The organism is Pseudomonas sp. LH1G9, from assembly GCF_002949975.1.
Classification (GTDB): domain Bacteria; phylum Pseudomonadota; class Gammaproteobacteria; order Pseudomonadales; family Pseudomonadaceae; genus Aquipseudomonas; species Aquipseudomonas veronii.
This window is the reverse complement of sequence record NZ_CP026880.1, coordinates 2,526,595-2,544,395: the sequence shown is the minus strand read 5'-3', so window position 1 is coordinate 2,544,395 and position 17,801 is coordinate 2,526,595. Positions and strand designations below refer to the sequence as shown.

Here is a 17,801-nt window from a genome sequence, read left to right as displayed (position 1 = left end):
GGTCGTATGAAACTTGCACTGTTTTTAACGCTCAGCTTGCCATGGTTAGTAGTCGAAAGTGTTTACGCTGCATCATATGGTCGCAGAGAGGCTGGGAATGTGGTTTCGGTTAATGGTAAACCGGCTATTTGCGTGCCTAGCAATGCTAAGGGCGTATTTGCAGTGAGCCGCGTATCATTAACAGAAAGCTATATACGAAACCCTCCTACTTGGGGGGCGTCCCTTTTGCCGGGATTTAAACCATTGGAGCTGAGTCCAGGTGCCTGTATCGTTTTAGGTGCCGTGCCTGAGGGGTACGAGTACGACAACTACAAAATCAAAGCCCGCCCTCTGCTGCTTGAAGTTAATCAAACTTATATATTCAGTCTGCGTAATGCGTATCGCTCTACTGATAGTTACGACGCCGTCTTCTGTGTCAATAAAACCGCGACCGGAGTCATGGAATATCTTCAGTACACCCGGCTGGCCGATGGAAGCCAGATCATTCCTTCGTGCGGTGGCAACCGTAACACTGATCCATCGAGTCAGGATGGCACAAGAGATGTTGATAAATGAATGATTCCCTGCACCGCACGGATACGCTCAATTCGCGCAAGGAGTTTACTGGCGGTAAACAGAAACAGCATTGGATTGAATTCCAGTTGGTGGACGAGCAGGGGGCCCCCCTGGCGAACATGCCTTATCAGGCGATCAACGACGCCATCCGACAGAGGTGCTTCCCCGAATGCTCCGGGCTCAGCGATGCTCAGGGCGTGATTCGTATCGAGGGGCTGCACCCCATCCCCATCACCCTGAAGGTGCAGGCCGATCCTTTTGCCGAGTTGCTGCAAACCCGTCGCTTGCGTGCCCTGCGTGCCGAACCGCATCGGCCTGTAATCGGCAACTGCACCCCATTGTATGGCCCGCAGCGTTCGGGTTTCTCGCCCGTCGAGAAGCAGGCACTCGCGGCAGGTCACCGCTACCACTACCTGCGTATCGGTCAGTTATGCGACCGATTACCGACCCTTGATCCGCCTTTGGAGGACCCGAAGCGGCATCCGGCCTTTCACTTCCCGGACACGGCATTCAGCGGTTTCACCGTTGAGTACGAAGCGCTGAATCGCCGCCACGTGTTGGAAGTTTGCCCCTTCCGCGCCTGGTCGTTGGTGCTGCATCACCAACCCGAATACAGCATGGCCAATGCCTATAACCTTGGGCTGATGGCTAACCTGTCCTACAGCATTGTCGCCCAGAACATGTTGAAGCAACGACCGGGCACCGATCCCAGTATCGTCTCAGGCTCGGTGGAGGAGTTCTTTTTACGTCAGTGCCTGGACCTGTCGCGCACGCCGGTGATGATTGACTCTGGAGGGACGCGTCTGCCAGCACTGGTGGTAGACGTCCCCTTCAACCAGCGCTACACCACGGCGGTTATGCTGGATTCGCTGGAGGCCAAGCGACCATCGGGGGCCTCCGAGATTCCGCGGCTCATCATCGAAAACACCCAGTTGTTCTATTGCATCAACCAGACACAAGTGGTTGTGGCCTGGCGCGGGACACAGGAACCCAAGGACTGGCTGACGGATGTGCTGTACCGCCCGATGCCGGCCGATGGCAGCGGCTGTGACTTGAAGTCTGCGTGTACGCCTTTGACTGATGTCGGCAGTGTGCATTATGGGTTTTTGCATGCGTTTGAGGTGGCTAAGAGGTTGTTTTCTAAGCGCTTTGATGACATTCAAAAAGCGGTAGTTGAACAAAAGTTATTTATTTGCGGCCATAGCTTGGGTGGTGCCCTGGCTCTAATCCACTCTGCCGAGCTTATAGATCGCAGCCCTCTACTCTATACCTATGGTATGCCTCGCACCTTTACGGCCAGGGCACTGGAGCGCCTGAAAACGGTGACCCACTTTCGCCATGTCAACGACGCCGACACCATCACCAGCGTGCCACCCGAGGCGGAACTGGATAACTGGCTTTACGATGCCCTGGGGCCGCTGGGCCACGACCTGGGCTACATATGGTCCGTGGGTGAACTGGTGGCCGGCAAACTGGTGCGCTTTGGCGACCCCTACTGGCATCACGGCCAAATCGCCATGTTCTACCGTGCCGACCAGCATGTGGAGTCACGGGCCTCAAATAACCCCGCCGAGCGGAGTAGAGAAGGCCTGGGCGCGCCTTACCACACCACCATTCTTAAGCGTTTGCCACACCGAACCCGCCTCTATCTGGTGCCCAGTCTGAGCGATGAGTTCAGCCGCTTCGCCCGTGAAGAGCAGAAGGCCCTCATTCGCTCGATGAGCCGGGAAAGTCTGACTCGGTTCTTTCCGTCACACACCAATCCTGAACGCAGCACTCTCCGCAGTAACCCGATGGATCACTCGATGGTCGCTGCCTACTTACCCTTCTTGCACAACCAGTTGCTGGAGTTGAGCGATCCCGACCGGCCACTGGAGCGCAAGGCGCAACGGGCGAAGTTCGAGACGCAGATGCATGGGGTGGGCGTCCCCGAAGCGGAAAAACACCGCAACGAGCAGTTCCTTGCCTTGCAGAAGTTGTTACCCATGGCCTTGCGCATGACTCAAGACCTGGAAGGCGGTCCTGAAGCCCTGCAGCGCTTCTGCCGCGAGCGCGAATTTGGCGTGATGATCGAGATCACCCAAGCCTGAATCTACGCATCCGGGGTGCAACAGCCCACCCAACACACTAGCCATAAGGGAAGACATAAAACCATGAACATTCTGATCCACCCTGCGCAGGGGCCAGTGCAACACGTGAACTATCACGTAGTCGAGGAAATTGGGAGGGGCAGCCAACCCATTCCCTCCCGTTACCCAGATGCGAGAACCGTCGAGTTTCCCGACGCACTGCCAGCGATCACGGAGGAACACAGCCTATGAATGCTCGCCTAAGCCCCATGAGCGGCGCTTTGTTGCTGTTGCTCAGCCTAAACGGTTGCGCCCAGAACCAGGCCTTGGCACCGCCACCGGGTGGAGAGCAGGTCAGCATCGTGGTGAAGGTCCCGCAGAACCTCGCGGCGGAACCCATGCAGGTGATGTACCGCTCGGAGAAATGCCCGATCAAACGCTCCGGGCCAGACTGGACCACTTATGAAGAGGACGGTTACTTGTCCACTACGGTTCAACCGCAACAGCAGGGGCAGAGCGACCTGTATGAGGCCAAGTTGCCCATCAATGGTGGTAGCCGATGCCAGTGGCAACTGAGCAATGTGACTTTTGGCGTTACCTACGCCAATACAACGCACTTTGGCGAGAATGTTAAAGCGGGCCCTGGGGGCGGGGTGATCGTGATGTTCGATCAGCATCTGCCACAACAACGTTCTGCTTTTGAGCCGACGATAGAGGTCAGTGGCGACTTGCTGATCCGTAAGGATTACTACCCTTGGGTAAACGAACAGTTTCTGGGCCGACATGAAAAGCTCGCTTGGATAGTCGGACAGGGTGAAATGTATTCGTATTATCGAGCTCCAACGACGCGAAAGGTGGTTTTCGAGCCTCTGCTACATGCCGACTACGTCGTTTATTCGGTAGGGCCGAAGGTGAAAAAAGAGGGTAATCGCAACATCTTCACCTATTCTGACGGCAGTGTTGTGGTTGGTGGCAGTGACCCAAACTTCAAGAAGCTGCAATCCATTCGCCTGACTGCGGAGAAGGTTCGATGAATCGCATGTTTCCTTCTGTTCAGGCCTTACCGTTAACTCTTAATGTTTTATTCCGGATATCGGATGACGTGAGTCTTAGATAAAGCCTAGTCATGTACTTGTATTGGGTGGTTGCGATGATTTATTTGAGTTTAATTGCGGGTGCTGGCCAGTCTCGCTTTAAAAATATTGCCGGGGTTAGTCTGGGTAGTGGCTGTGCGAAGCGCTTAAAGTTCGGGGTTTTAGGACTTTTTGCCGGACTGCATTCGGGCTGTGCGGCAATAGGGGCGGCAGTTATGAATGGCCCGACTTGCCCTTATCAAGGCGTTCAGCTGGATTTTCATGCGGCGACTGATTGGACACTGATCAAGGGGAGTAATGGACTGATTATTCCGTTAGCTATTATCGACTTACCTTTTTCTTTTGTTCTCGACACGTTGACTCTTGGGAATGCATTAGATGCTGACAGCGGTGAGCTGAATTGTCCGCGAAAGTTTACGTAGCGCTTGGGCGCTGGCCAGCTAAAAGGTAGTGCGTTTTTGGGGGGGAGTAGTTTTTATTGGTCGAGATCATTTTTCTAACGAATGTTCTGATCGTTTTTATGGAAGCCTGTTTTTCAATGGGCGAGTTTTGGATTGTTTTATTTATGTCCCAGGGATTTGTTTTATTGGGTGATAAAACCACCCATGGTGGAGAAGTGATATCAGCTTCATCCACGATGATCGTAAATGGCAAGCGAGTAGCGCTGGTCGGAGACGAGGTTCGTTGCCCGCTGCCGGGACATGGCGTGAACCGGATTGTCGATGGCTGCCCGGACTGGTCTGAGGGGGATCGGGCGATGGTGATCAACGGCTGCCGCTGCGAGTGCGATTGCCAGGTGATTTCCAGCGCTCTCGATTGCGGGGTGGGTTAGTCATGGGCTGGGATCGTCAGGCACCTCATGTAGTGGAAGCTCCAAAACCGCCTGTGCCGGGTCGTTGGCTATTGGCTGCACTCATAGCGGTACTGGTCTGCGTGCTGCTGTTTTTGCTGCATACCTCCGAACGGATGCCGTTACTGAGTACGCTCAACATTTGGGCATTGTCCGCTTCGCCATTGGTGGTCTGGATCCTAGCGTTCGCTGCGCGTGCCTATGCCTATGGGACTGCGTTGAGCCATTGCCAGTTTCTGGAGGAGGAGGCGCAAAGTGTGCAGCGTTCCTGGCAGGCTTGGGCGCAGCGCTACCTGGCAGTGTCTGCCAGTTGTGTGCTGCTGCCTGATCAGGTGTCTGCGAGTGTATTAACTCAGGGTCCCTTTGATTTGCTTCCCCGCACAGGGCAAGCGCGGCGTATTGCGGCTTTGCCTGTAGGGCCGGAACGTACTCAAGCCGGACTGCAGATGTTGATTCAGGCATTGGTGCCGGCACTGCATGCGTTGCCGACGGGGCGGGAACTCCGGGTCACCCTGCTGAGCGATGCCGATCCCCGCGAATACGAAGCCTTGCGCGATACCTGGCAGCAGAGCTTGGTCATCACGATGAGGCTGCCGCTACCCGTAACGGTCACATTGATTAGCGAATTGTCGTACCGGTGGATCGATGAAACGTTGAAGGCCGCCACCGCAGTCATCGACTTGATCCTGGTGCTTCAGGTTCACGGTGAAGACTCTTACTCCGACGGGCTTGCCGCCTTGCTGCTATGCCCGGACAGCCTGGCAATCGCCTTGGAGCTACCGATCACCGCTGGTTTGTTGCGGCCAATGCCGTTGGATATCGATGTACTGGACAGTGAATTACCGTTGTTTCTGCAAACCCAAGTGAGTGCTTGCCGGGCAACCGGCATGTTGGCCGACGCCGCCGACTGGCAGCCACTGACCGGAAAAATGCTTGCTGTAGCAGGCGCCCATGGTGCTTCGCTCAACGTGGAGCAGCAGTGGATTCAGGAAAGTCTGTGCGGGCTATCTGGTCCGTTCGGTCACTGGCTAGTAGCTGCGCTGTGTGTGGAAATTGTCCGGCATCAGCGCGAGCCTTTGTTGGTATTGGCACGAGAAGAATCGCGGCACTGGATGAGCACTGTTGTCACGGGAGAGTTGGCATGAAAGTTTGGAGTAATTCATGGCGCCGTGTGGGGGCAGCAGTCTGGGTCATTGTGCTGGTAGCCGCTCTGGGCTGGGTGATCTGGCGTTTTGGCGATCAGATCGGGCTAGCTGAGAATCACCACAAACTGTTGGTTTTTCTACTGATCATCGCCATCGCAATGGGCGGCGTTCTGGCACCACGGTGGTTAGCGCATCTCAAACGTCAAAACCACCGCGAGCAGGGACGTGTGGGTAAGGTCTATCCCCCGGCGGACTCACAGATAGTTTTGCCTCACTCACCGACTACTCACCTCTTAGAGCTGCGCGAGCACCTACGCGAGCACTACGGCCTCTTTTGGCGCCACAAAACCCGCCTGCTGCTCATCATCGGCGAACCCACCGAAATCGAAGCCATCGCCCCCACCCTGGCCGCTCACCAATGGCTCGAAGGCCAAGGCACCGTCCTGCTGTGGGGCGGTAGTGCGCAGGCCGCGCTGGATCAGTCTTTCCTCAAACGATGGAGCGGCCTCAGCCGCTGGCGTGCGCTGGACGGAGTCGTCTGGGCGCTGAACAAAACCCAGGCCGCCGACGATGTCGCGATGGGCAAAGGTGTACGCCAGGTGCAGCGCCTTGCCCGTGACTTGCGCTGGCAGTTGCCGTTATCTCTCTGGCAGGTCTGCGGCAGTGCGTGGGCGCAGGACACGCGCAAAGCGCAGCCGGTGGGCTGTCAGTTGCCCGAGCGCTTTTCGGCGGCGGTATTGGACGCAGCGCTGAATCGTTTGCTGGAGCCTTTGCGTCGCGCGGGTTTGGCGCAGATGAACGCGGTGATGAAGGATGATTTTCTGCTGCGTCTGTCGCGGGATTTAAAGGGCGAGGGCATTGATCGTTGGCGTCACACCTTGGCGCACCTGGCCGGCGAATTTGCCCGTGGCGTGCCGTTGCGGGGGGTGTGGTTCAGCTTGCCGGTACAGCGCTCGCCGCATGATCAACAACAGGCGTGGTCGGTGGCCCCGGTGTGGCACGGCGTACTCGGCGATAACCCCCGTGGCCGTCGGCTGGGCTGGAGCGTGCCGCGAGTTGGCTACGCATTGGCTTTCGGCCTAGCCATGCTGTGGAGCGCAGGACTGCTGCTGTCATTCATCAGCAACCGCACGCAGATCGCCCAGGTACACAGCTCGTTGTCGACCTTGCAACGCGCATCACAAGGCGACGAACAGCTCCAGGCCCTTCATGAACTGGTCCGCGAATTGGCGCGTCTGGATGATCGCGTTCAAGGCGGCGCTCCGTGGTATCAGCGCTTCGGCCTGAATCAAAACCCAGTGTTGCTTGAAACCGTGTGGCCGCGCTACGTCGAAGCCAACAACCGCCTGATCCGCGACCCGGCCGTCGCCGCTTTACGCCAACAGCTCACGGCCCTGGTCAAGCTGGCCCCGGACAATCCCGAGCGCGCCGAACGCGCCCGTGCTGCTTACGACCAGCTCAAGGCCTACCTGATGATGGCGCGTCCGGCAAAAGCCGACGCCAGTCTGCTGGTGAAAACCCTCGGCGAAGTCGAGCCTTCCCGCGCGGGCCTCTGGCAAGCCCTGGGCCCCACTTTGTGGCAGTTTTACGCTGAACACCTGGCGGAAAACCCGGCTTGGCGCATCGACACTGACGCACGGCTGGTCGCGCAAGTCCGGCAGGTCCTGCTCGGCCAACTGGGTCAGCGCAATGCCGAAGCCAATCTGTACCAACAACTGCTTGATGACGCCGCCCATCACTACCCGGCCCTGGGCCTGCAGCAACTGGTCGGCGACACCGACGCCCAGGCCCTGTTCACCACTGAGGCCAGCGTGCCCGGCGTGTTCACCCGCCGGGCCTGGGAAGGCTCGGTGCGCCAAGCTATCGATGCGATCGCCGAGGCGCGCCGCGAGGAAATCGATTGGGTGCTCAGCGACCAACCCGCCGATGTCGACACCCGCCTGAGCCCTGACCAACTGCGCGCCCGCCTCACCGAACGCTACTTCCAGGACTACGCCAGCGCCTGGCAGGATCTGCTCAACAGCCTGCGCTGGCAGCAGGCCGCGAGTCTCGATGAGTCAATCGACCAATTGACGCTGATGAGCGACGTGCGCCAATCGCCCTTGATCGCGCTGCTGAACAGCGTGGCCTACCAGGCGCAGGCGGGCAGCCGCCCCCAGGCCCTGGCCGACTCGCTGGTGCAGTCCGCGCAAAAGCTGATCGGGCCGGACAAGGCTCCAGCGATCGAACCGTTGGCCCAGGCCGCCACGGGGCCGCTGGCGGCGACCTTCGGCCCGTTATTGGCGCTGCTGGACAAGTCCAACACGGACGGCCTCAGTCTCCCAGCCTTCCTCACCCGCGTGACACGGGTGCGTTTGAAACTGCAGCAGATCAGCACCGCGCCCGACCCGCTGGAAATGACCCAGGCCCTGGCACAAAGCGTGTTTCAAGGCCGCAGCATCGACCTCACCGACACCCAATCCTACGGTGCCCTGCTGGCCGCCAGCCTGGGCGCGGAGTGGGGCGGGGCGGCGCAGACGCTGTTCGTGCAGCCGCTGGAACAGGCCTGGCAACGCGTGTTGCAACCCTCCGCCGCAGGCCTCAACAGCCACTGGCAGCGCTCGATCGTCAGCCATTGGAACGCCGCCTTCGCCAGCCGTTACCCGTTTGCCGCCACCACCAGCGATGCGTCGTTGCCGATGTTGGGGCAGATGATCCGCGCGGACTCCGGGCGCATCGCACAGTTTTTACAGCAGCAATTGAGCGGCGTGCTGCGCAAGGAAGGTAGCCGTTGGGTAGCCGATCCGCGCCACAGCCAGGGCCTGCGTTTCAACCCGCAGTTTCTGGGCGCGATCAATCAACTGAGCGAACTGGCCGATGTGCTCTACACCGACGGCGGCATGGGGCTGAGCTTTGAACTGCAAGGCAAACCCGTGCGCGACGTGGTGCAAACCACCTTCATCCTCAACGGCGACCGGCACCAGTACTTCAACCAGAAAGAAAACTGGCAGCGTTTCAACTGGCCGGGGCGCAGCGACTATCCCGGCGTGAGCCTCAGCTGGACCAGCGTACATGCCGGCGAGCGGTTATTTGGCGACTACCCCGGCACCTGGGGCCTGATCCGCCTGCTGGAAAACGCCCAGGTCACGCCACTGGACGACGGCAACAGCCGCTACCGCCTGGCCCTCAAGGCGCCCGACGGCCTGAGCCTGACGTGGCACCTGCGCACTGAATTGGATGCGGGGCCGCTGGCGTTGCTCAAACTGCGTGATTTCAGGTTGCCGCAACAGATATTTCTCAATGAGGGCGCCGCAGAAGAACCCTATGCGCAGAACGGGAGTTTCGAACTCCGGTGAATCACTGCCGCCATCGGCGCGCTGACGTAACCAAGGAACACCCTTAACAGGTATTGGATACAAAGGATGTGTAATGCAAAAAATTAAAACTTATCTTCGGGACCATGGCCACGCTCCATTCAAATTCGGCGAGGGGCGTATCAGCGGTTATATCTGCGCTGCACTCGGGCTGTTGAGTCTGCTGGCCGTGTTGTGTTTCTTGCTTCCCGAGTGGCTGACCACGACCGAACTGCGCAAGGTTTACAACGAACAATTGGCGCGTAGCCTGCTACTGCTCGGATTGGCGCTCCTCATCTCCGCGGCGGTCTTTATTCCGCTGGAAAAGCTGTATGCCAAGAATGCGGTGCCGTGGTTATGGCGCTTCCATGCAGTACGCCATTCGAGTACGGCGATGGATTGGCTGGCCGGTTCGCGTGTCCACTTTGTCGAAGTGCTATTGACGCGCACCGCCGTACTGATGCCGCTGATGTTGCTGGGCTTTTCTGCGCAGGCATTGAATGCCTATGTGGTGCTGGTCGGCGTCCAGGCGGTGCTGGCTCATGCCAATGTGTGCATCAAAGGTGGTTGGCTGGAATACGTATTGGTACTTCCACGCTACCACCATTGGCACCATGCCCGTCATCCAGACTACCGCTACAAAAACTATGCGATTCACCTGCCGCTGATCGATAGGGTGTTTGGAACATTCAAATTGCCCGCAAAGGACTGGCCAACGCGCTACGGAGTGTTTGGCGAACCGTTGCCGGACGGCATTCTGCGCCAGCATCTATATCCATTCCAAAAGCGTGTGCAGAAGTGCGGCAAGCATGAGGGTGTAACACAGCCCGCTGGCGTGAGTGAGGGGGCCGAATGAGCCTGCGCACCTTGATCGCCCGCTGCCTTGGGGAGCGTGACGCACTGTCTGTCGCACACGAACACGCCGCCCACTGGCAACCCTGGCTACACCCCATCAGCACCGAATTCCCTGTCGGCGACGACCCCGGCTACGACGATGACTTCCAACGCATGCGCGAAGAAGTCAACAAACTGTCGGGTGCCGATGCCGAGCAGGTTGCCCAACTGGCGCAGAAGCTGCTGACCCAGCGCTGCAAGGACCTGCGCGTCGCCACGTACTACCTGTGGGCGCGCTTGCACAAAGACGGCGAACTCGGCTTGGCGGATGGCTTGAGCCTGTTGGCCGCGCTGGTGGAGCGCTTTGCCGACGCGGTGCTGCCCAGCCGTCCGAACAGCCGCAAGATGGCCCTGGAATGGTTGGCCAGTGGCAAGGTGTTGGACACGCTGTCGCTGTACCCGGAAGTGGTCAAGGCCGAAGCCGAGCGCACCGCCGCCGCGCTCGCCTGGCTGGAGCGCGGCTTGAGTGGGTGGGCGCAGGAGCAGCGTCCGGATCTGCAGCCGCTGTACGCGGCATTGTCGGCGCGACTGGCGCAGTCCGGCGGGATGGACGCATTGGTCCCGCAACACACCGCCAGCCTTGAGTCGACTGTGCATGCCAATGCGTCGCCGCCGACGATGATCAAATCCGGACGGGACCTGTTGGACAGCGGCCGGGCCCTGGCGAGCTACCTGCGCGAGCAACCCTTGGGCTGGCTGGCCGCTCACCGACTGATGAAGAGCTTGCGCTGGGACACCGTGCATCAGACGCCGCCTCAGGAGGCCAACGGCAACACGCGCCTGGCGCCGCCGCGTGCAGACTATCGGGCACAGCTCAAGCGTTTGTACCTGCAACAGAACTGGGCGGAGTTGATCGAACAGGTCGAGCGGATGTATGCCGAAGGCGTGAACCATTTCTGGCTCGACCTGCAATGGTACCTGTATCAGGCCTTGAGCAAACAACCCGCACCGCAGGATCGCTGGGCCGCTATCACCAAACGTGACCTGGGCATGTTCCTCGAGCGCCTGCCGGGTCTGGAGGTGCTGTGTTGGAGTGACGGCACCCCGTTCGCCGACGAAACCACCCGCGAGTGGATTGCCCAGCACGTCAGCGGCAACCAACCCCAGCAATGGCTGCCCGTACCCTCGGCGGCCGTGGCCAGCAGTGATGCGGACATCTTGTCCCTGGAAGGTGAGGCCGTGGCCCAGGCCGACAGCGACGGCGTGGATCACGCGCTGGCGTGGCTGGCTGCGCGGCCCGGTATCGACAGCGGGCGCCAGCGCTGGCTGCTGCGCCTGCTGATGGCGCGGGTGGCCGAACAGCATGGCAAGAGCGACCTGGCCATTCACCTGCTGGGGGAACTGGACGCCACCGCGCAACGCCAGGCCCTGGCCGACTGGGAGCCGGCGCTGCATTTCGAGGTCAAGGCGCGCCTGCTCAAGCTGCTGCGCGTGAAAGCCCAACGCAACGACGCCGACAAACCCAGCCTGGCGCGGCGCATGGAAACCCTGCTGGCGGCGCTGGTCGCCATCGACCCGGTACGCGCCGCCGTGCTGTGCGGCTAACCCTCATCTATCAGGAGTCGTTCTGTGAACATGGACAATCTCACACTGCGCTATTTCGATGCCGAAATGCGCTACCTGCGCGAGGCGGGCAAGGAATTCGCGGAGGCCTTCCCGGATCGGGCGGCACAGCTCAACCTGGACAAACCGGGGGCGCAAGATCCCTATGTGGAGCGCCTGTTCGAGGGCTTCGCGTTCCTGATGGGCCGCCTGCGGGAAAAACTCGACGATGACCTGCCGGAATTGACCGAAGGCCTGGTCAGCCTGCTCTGGCCACACTACCTGCGCACCATCCCGTCGCTGTCGATCGTCGAACTGGTGCCGGAACTGGCGCAGATGAAGCACAGCGAGTTGATCGCGCAGGGCTTTGAAGTGCTGTCGCAACCCATCGGGCCCCAAAGTACCCGTTGCCGCTACACCACCACCCAGGACCTGGCCCTGCGCCCGTTGGCCCTGGCCTCGGTCGGGCGCGGCTTCGCCCCGGATGGTCGCTCCGTGTTGCGCCTGCGTTTTGCCTGCGGCGCGTTGACCGACTGGAGCCAGATCGACCTGAGTCGCGTGCCGCTGTACCTGAATGCCGAAGCCCCTTTGGCCAGTGCTTTGCATCAGGCGCTGACCTTGAATGTGCAAGCGATGTTCGTGCATTGGCCCGGCCAGACCGAACGCCAGCCGGTGGCCGGGCATTTTGCGCCCAAAGGGTTTGCCGATGAAGACCGGCTGTGGCCCAAGGGCGACAGTGCGTTCAGCGGTTATCAGTTATTGCTGGAGTATTTCAGTTTCCGCGAAAAATTCATGTTCGTGACCCTGTGTGGCCTGGAGCATCTGCAGATTGCTCCCGACGCCGCCTGGTTCGAGCTTGAAGTGGTGTTACGTGAACCCTGGCCGGCCGATTTCGACCTGAGCCGCGAGCATATCCGCCTGCATGCGGTGCCGGTGATCAACCTGTTCGCGCTGGAGGCCGACCCGCTGACCCTGGCACCGTTGCAAAGCGACTACCTGCTGCGCCCCATGCGTTTGCAGGACGGCCATACCGAGATCTATTCGGTGGACCGCGTGACCGCCTCGCGAAACGCCGAGCGCCAGGACTATGTGCCGTTCAGCAGCTTTCGCCACAAAGGCGGCATGCTGCGCGACGAGGCTCCCGAACGCTACTTCCATACGCGCCTCAAGCGCGCCGCCAATGGCTTGCATGACACCTGGCTGATCCTCGGCGGCGAGGGCTTCGACAGCGACCGCCTGCGCACGCGTGAAAGCCTGTCGTTGCGACTGACCGGCACCCACGGCCAATTGCCGCGCAAGGCGCTGCAAAGCACCGTGCTCGACACGCTGGTGCAAAGCCCCCAGGCCGGTTTGCGGGTGCGCAACCTGTGTGCGCCGAGCTTGCCGTGCTACCCGCCGAACCGCGACCGCTTTCACTGGCGGGTGCTGAGCCACCTGGGCTCGAACTTCCTGCCGATGCTCGACAACGCCGAGGTGTTGCGCGGCACATTGGCCTTGTACGACTGGACGGGCAGCGAACTCAACCGTCGTCGTCTGGCGGCGATCGTCGAGGTCCGTCATCACTTGGTCCAACGTTTCGAGAAAGGCTTTTTGCTACGCGGCGTGGATATCGAGATCACCCTCGATGCCAACGGCTTTTCAGGGGAGGGCGACATCAGCCTGTTCGGCGAGATGCTCAATCGCTTCTTCGCCTTGTATGCCGACATTCATGTGTACACCCAGCTCACGCTGATCCTGCAACCTACTGGAAAGTGCCTGCGATGGAACGAGAATCACAGTCAGCGTATTCCCGGCTGAAAGCCAGCGGTTTGCTGGATGCCTTACAGGGGCAGGTGGCCGAGGCCAATCTGCAGCGTTTTTGCCAGTTGCTGGAACAGGCCTTGCCCGACCATCCGCCGCTGGGCAGCACCGCGCACCCGGCGGATGACGCCGTGCGCTTTCGGCCCGATCCGGGCATGGGCTTTCCGGCCGGCGAGTTGAAGTCGATTGAAATCGATGAAACGCACCCGGAGCGAGCGGCGACGGTACGCACGCGCTTGCTTGGGTTGTACGGGGTCGATTCGCCGATGCCGACCGTGTACCTGGATGACATCGCGCAGCGTCGGGAGGGGCATGAAGCGCTGGAAGCCTTCCTGGATATGTTCAATCACCGGATCTTCACCCAGTTCTACCGGATCTGGCGCAAGTACTCCTACCCGGCGACGTTCGAAGCGGGCGGCACCGATGCCACCTCGCAATGCCTGCTGGGCCTGATCGGCCTGGGCATTCCCGGCACCGCGCAACAGGTCGCCACGCCGGTCTCGCGCTTTCTGGCCTTGCTCAGCGTGATGCGCCTGCCCACGCGGAATGCACAAGGCATCGTCGCACTGGTCAAATTGCTCGCCCCCGACACCCAGGTGCAGGTGACTTCGCATTGGCCGCAGAACATTACGTTGGCGGCGCCGGCCAGCCTCTCCCGGCAACGTCCGGTGAGCCTGGCCCAGGGCACGCCGCTGGGGCGTATCGGCCGCGACGCCAACAGCCAGTTCGGTCTGACGCTCTATACCGAGCACGCCCAGGAAGCCCGTGGCTGGCTCCCCGACGGCCAGCTACACCGCGACCTGCGGGTGCTGTTGCGCGTTTACCTAGGGTGGCGTTGCACGGCGAAGCTGCGCTTGTCGCTGCCGTTGCACAGCCTGCCTGCGCCGGTGTTGGGGCTGGCCACCCTCCGGCTCGGCATGACCGGTGTGCTGGGCCTGGGAGACAGCGCCTGGCGCACGACGGAACACGAGACCCTCACGATCAACCTGGGGCGCTACCAAGGCCTTTCGATTAACCCGCGCAACAGGGAGACACAGCATGTCGCGTACCGTTTTTAATCTTGTGCTGCTGGCGGCTTTCACGCTACCGCTCGGCGGTTGTGGGTTGGCCCAGACCGTGGCGGATGGCACGGCATCCACCGCCAAGGCGATCTTCTACAAGCAGGTCAACACCCTGCATCTGGATTTCAGCGCGCGCACGGCGCTGAACACCGATGCCACGGACATGCGTGCGTTGTCGGTGCCGACCCTGGTGCGGGTTTACCAACTGCGCGACAGCAAGGCGGTGGAGCTGGCGACCTACGAAGGCCTGCTGGGCGATGACGAGCGCTTGCTCGCGCGTGCGTTACTGGACAAACATTCGGTGGTGGTAAAGCCCGAAGAGGGCGCTCAGCTGAACGTGCCGATGGACAAGGACGCGCAGTTTGTCACGTTGGTGGCGTTGTTTCGCGACCCCGATACCCGGCAGAACAGCTGGCGCCTGACATTGACGCGTGACGACCTCGACCCGGATCGCGCACGGGTGATCGAACTGGGCGATAACCGCTTGATCCTGCGCCCATTGACGAAGGATTGAGCCATGACCGAGTACACCCCTTCGCTCTACGAACGCCTGTTGCAGAATTTCGCCGGTGAACTGGACCTGCAGCGGGTCTGCGAGGCGGACCAGCACACCCTCTCGGTGCTGGACAACCTGCAGCGCATCCTCAACAGCCGAGCGGGCGCGCTCAGCCATCTGCCGGATTACGGGCTGCCGGACATGGGCCTGATCCTGCAAGGGTTGCCCGCCACGGCCCAAGGCCTGATCGGCGTCATGACCGACACGTTGCTCAAGTACGAGCCACGTCTGGCGGCGATCACCATCGAGCTGCTGCCCCAGGTGCTGCCGGGGCATCTGGAGTATGCCCTGGACATGCAATTGAAGGATGGGCAGCACGTGACCTTCGGCACCCGCCTGACCCCGAAGGCCGGGTGCTGGTGCGTCACTTGAAGCGACAGCATTACCTGTCGAAGCCTTGAACCGATAACGCAAGGGAAACCCGATGACGGCGTTGTTTGAGATGCGTATTCAAGTCGGCGGTGATCCGCGCGGCTTCAGTGAGTTCATCGCTTTGCGCGAGGAATTGGCCAAGCTCAGCCATCCCGCCTGCCCGGATGTGGACTGGGCCAAGGTCGAGCAAGGCTGCCTTGCGCTGTTCCAGCAAAACGGCGCGGAGTTGCACAGCGCGTGCTTTTACACCTTGGCTCGCGGCCAGCGTCATGGGGTCGAGGGCATCACCCAAGGTGTGGCGTTGATCGAGGCGCTGGGCGGCGAGTGGGTGCGCCTGTGGCCGCCGATGGCGTCGGCGCGCGTGGACTTGCTGGGATGGTTGTTCGAGCAACTGCAACTGGTGCTGCGCAGCCGGGCGATGACCGCCCACGGCGTGCCCGCGCTGGTTCAATTGGACCTTGAGTTGGCCCGTTTGCAGGTGCGTTTGCGGGCTCATCTAGACCACCCTCTACAACCGCTGCACGCCCTGCGCTATCAGGTCGGCGGCTTGATCCAGCGCCTGGAGCAAAGCCCCGCGCCGGACGGCACGATGCTCGCGCCGCTCAGGTTGCCGGCGCCGGCGCTGGTGAGCCCCGTGGTGATCCTGCCGCCACCCGCAGTGGTGGCGCGCCGGCCACGCATCGCGCTGTGGGGGCTGGTCGGGGCGCTGATCGTTGCCTTGCTCGCGGGGTTCGGTTGGCGCATGTGGTTGGCCGGTCCAGGCACTGAACCCCTTATGCCCGATCCCGTTCGACTGGACAGCCTGTCGCTGTTCGATGCCGGCAGCGCCACGCTCAAGCCAGGCTCGGCCAAGGTGCTGATCAATGCCCTGGTCGACATCAAAGCCCAACCCGGCTGGCTGATCGTGGTCGCCGGGCATACGGACGCGACCGGTTCCGTCGAACAGAACCTGGCGCTGTCCCATGCCCGCGCCTCTGCCGTGCGCGACTGGATGCAGCGCATGGGCGACATCGCCGACAGTTGCTTTGCCGTCCAGGGCTTCGCGGCCAGTCAGCCGATTGCCAGCAATGAAACCGACGTCGGGCGCGCCGCGAACCGTCGCGTGGATATTCACCTGGTGCCGCAGACAGGGGCCTGCGGCGAGGCCACGGTGGCCGTGGACTGAGCGCTATTTCATCGAATGCTCGACCACTTGTGTCGCACGCGGCGCAGCCCGCAGACACTTGGCCAAAGCCTGCTGCACATCCGCCAGCAGGTCGGCGATGTCCTCCAGCCCAACCGACAGACGCACCAACCCCTCGCTGATCCCGTGGGCTGCCCGCTCCTCTGGGGTGTAGGTGGAGTGGGTCATGCTCGCCGGGTGTTGGGCCAGGGACTCGGCATCGCCCAGGCTGACCGCGCGGCTGAACAGCTTGAGTGCGTTCATGAAGCGTCGGCCGGTCGCGATCCCGCCTTTGAGCTCGAAGGCAATCATCCCGCCGGGCATCCGCATCTGCCGCGCCGCCAGCTCGTACTGGGGAAATGAGCGCAACCCCGGGTACGTCACGCGCTCGACGGCGGGGTGGGCCTGCAAGGCTTCGGCTACTGCCTGGGCGTTGCTGCAATGGCGGTCCATGCGCAGGGCCAGGGTCTTGAGGCCGCGCATCAGCAGCGATGCGTCCTGCGGGGACATGACCGCACCGGTCAGGTCTTTGAGCCCTTGCAGACGAATGCGCTGCGCCAGTGCGTGGTTGCTCACCGCAATGCCGGCAGTGATGTCGCCATGCCCGCTGAGGTACTTGGTGGCCGAATGCACGACCACATCGGCGCCCAACTCCAGGGGCCGTTGCAGGTACGGCGTGCAGTAAGTGTTATCGACCACCACGATGACGTTGGGCTGCTGGTGCGCCAGCGTGGCGACGGCGGCAATATCGACCAGTTGCAGGTTGGGGTTGGCCGGGGTTTCGCAGTAGATCATGCGCGTGGCCGGGGACAGCGCGGCGTGCAGCGCATCCAGGTCGGTGAGGTCGACATGGCGCACCTTGATGCCGAACTCCGCGATGCCATGGTGCAGCAGGGCGAAAGTGCAGCCGTAGAGTGTCTGGCTGACGATCACCTCATCGCCGGGGCGCAGCAGGGTCCAGAAGGTGGCGGCAATCGCGCCCATGCCGGAGCTGAAAGCGACGGCGGCCTCGCCGTTTTCCAGGGTCGCCATGCGCGCTTCCAGCAGGGCCAGGGTCGGGTTGGAAATGCGCGTGTAGAAGTGCCCGCTTTCTTCACCGGCAAAACACGCGGCGCCGTATTCGGCGGTGGGGAAGGCGAACGTGGCGCTGAGATAGATCGGCGGTACGAGGGCGCCGTGGTGGTCCTTGGGGTCGTAACCGTGGTGGATGGCACGGGTGGAAAAGCCGAATGCATTGTGTTTATTGTTCATGTCGGACACTCCTTATTTCCTACAATGCTATGCTCATAACCACAGCTGAACTTTGCAATATTTGCTGACAAATCCCGCGCAATGGGATGAAACCTTCCTAAAAATAATGATTAGAGGC

General features: G+C 61.0%; 14 protein-coding genes and 1 pseudogene. 14 read left to right on the top strand and 1 reads right to left on the bottom strand.

Features of this window, described 5'->3' with window-relative positions; translation table 11 throughout:
- The first annotated feature begins 6 nt into the window (after positions 1-6).
- From C5F70_RS30585 to C5F70_RS11655, 14 genes and pseudogenes are all read left to right on the top strand, one after another.
- The gene (locus C5F70_RS30585) at positions 7-555 is read left to right on the top strand and encodes a hypothetical protein (RefSeq protein ID WP_158683855.1); all 549 of its coding nucleotides are present in this window, start codon (positions 7-9) and stop codon (positions 553-555) included.
- Positions 552-2,645, top strand: coding sequence for a lipase family protein (locus C5F70_RS11715; protein WP_104903365.1), 2,094 nt, complete (start codon positions 552-554; stop codon positions 2,643-2,645). The genes C5F70_RS30585 and C5F70_RS11715 overlap by 4 nt, the downstream gene beginning before the upstream one ends.
- Positions 2,646-2,872: 227 nt before the next feature.
- Positions 2,873-3,658: a hypothetical protein gene (locus tag C5F70_RS31075; RefSeq protein WP_232925716.1), complete on the top strand. Its 786-nt coding sequence runs from the start codon at positions 2,873-2,875 to the stop codon at positions 3,656-3,658.
- A 116-nt stretch (positions 3,659-3,774) separates the two neighbouring features.
- On the top strand, positions 3,775-4,140 hold the full coding sequence (locus C5F70_RS11705) for a YceK/YidQ family lipoprotein (protein WP_158683854.1): 366 nt from the start codon (positions 3,775-3,777) through the stop codon (positions 4,138-4,140).
- 56 nt (positions 4,141-4,196) lie between these two features.
- A complete protein-coding gene (locus tag C5F70_RS11700) occupies positions 4,197-4,550 on the top strand; it encodes a PAAR domain-containing protein (protein WP_256588402.1) in 354 nt (117 codons plus the stop codon).
- 2 nt (positions 4,551-4,552) lie between these two features.
- The gene (locus C5F70_RS11695) at positions 4,553-5,713 is read left to right on the top strand and encodes a hypothetical protein (protein ID WP_226926364.1); all 1,161 of its coding nucleotides are present in this window, start codon (positions 4,553-4,555) and stop codon (positions 5,711-5,713) included.
- Positions 5,710-9,048, top strand: a complete 3,339-nt coding sequence (locus C5F70_RS11690) for an ImcF-related family protein (protein WP_177410555.1) — start codon at positions 5,710-5,712, stop codon at positions 9,046-9,048. Before C5F70_RS11695 ends, C5F70_RS11690 begins: the two co-directional genes overlap by 4 nt.
- A 73-nt stretch (positions 9,049-9,121) precedes the next feature.
- Complete coding sequence (locus tag C5F70_RS11685) at positions 9,122-9,901, top strand: sterol desaturase family protein (protein ID WP_104903363.1); 780 nt, start codon at positions 9,122-9,124, stop codon at positions 9,899-9,901.
- Complete coding sequence (tssA, locus tag C5F70_RS11680; RefSeq protein WP_104903362.1) at positions 9,898-11,484, top strand: type VI secretion system protein TssA; 1,587 nt, start codon at positions 9,898-9,900, stop codon at positions 11,482-11,484. Before C5F70_RS11685 ends, tssA begins: the two co-directional genes overlap by 4 nt.
- 24 nt (positions 11,485-11,508) lie before the next feature.
- Positions 11,509-13,278: a type VI secretion system baseplate subunit TssF gene (tssF, locus tag C5F70_RS11675; protein WP_026139971.1), complete on the top strand. Its 1,770-nt coding sequence runs from the start codon at positions 11,509-11,511 to the stop codon at positions 13,276-13,278.
- On the top strand, positions 13,242-14,339 hold the full coding sequence (tssG, locus tag C5F70_RS11670) for a type VI secretion system baseplate subunit TssG (protein ID WP_104903361.1): 1,098 nt from the start codon (positions 13,242-13,244) through the stop codon (positions 14,337-14,339). The genes tssF and tssG overlap by 37 nt, the downstream gene beginning before the upstream one ends.
- Positions 14,320-14,856, top strand: coding sequence for a type VI secretion system lipoprotein TssJ (gene tssJ / locus C5F70_RS11665; RefSeq protein ID WP_046383722.1), 537 nt, complete (start codon positions 14,320-14,322; stop codon positions 14,854-14,856). Before tssG ends, tssJ begins: the two co-directional genes overlap by 20 nt.
- Positions 14,857-14,859: 3 nt before the next feature.
- Positions 14,860-15,299: pseudogene (gene tssE, locus C5F70_RS11660) on the top strand (type VI secretion system baseplate subunit TssE).
- Positions 15,300-15,322: 23 nt separating this feature from the next.
- A complete protein-coding gene (locus C5F70_RS11655) occupies positions 15,323-16,435 on the top strand; it encodes an OmpA family protein (RefSeq protein WP_104903360.1) in 1,113 nt (370 codons plus the stop codon).
- Positions 16,436-16,438: 3 nt separating this feature from the next.
- Here C5F70_RS11655 and C5F70_RS11650 read toward each other — a convergent pair whose 3' ends face one another.
- Positions 16,439-17,683, bottom strand: coding sequence for a methionine gamma-lyase (locus C5F70_RS11650; RefSeq protein ID WP_104903359.1), 1,245 nt, complete (start codon positions 17,681-17,683; stop codon positions 16,439-16,441).
- Positions 17,684-17,801 lie beyond the last annotated feature (118 nt).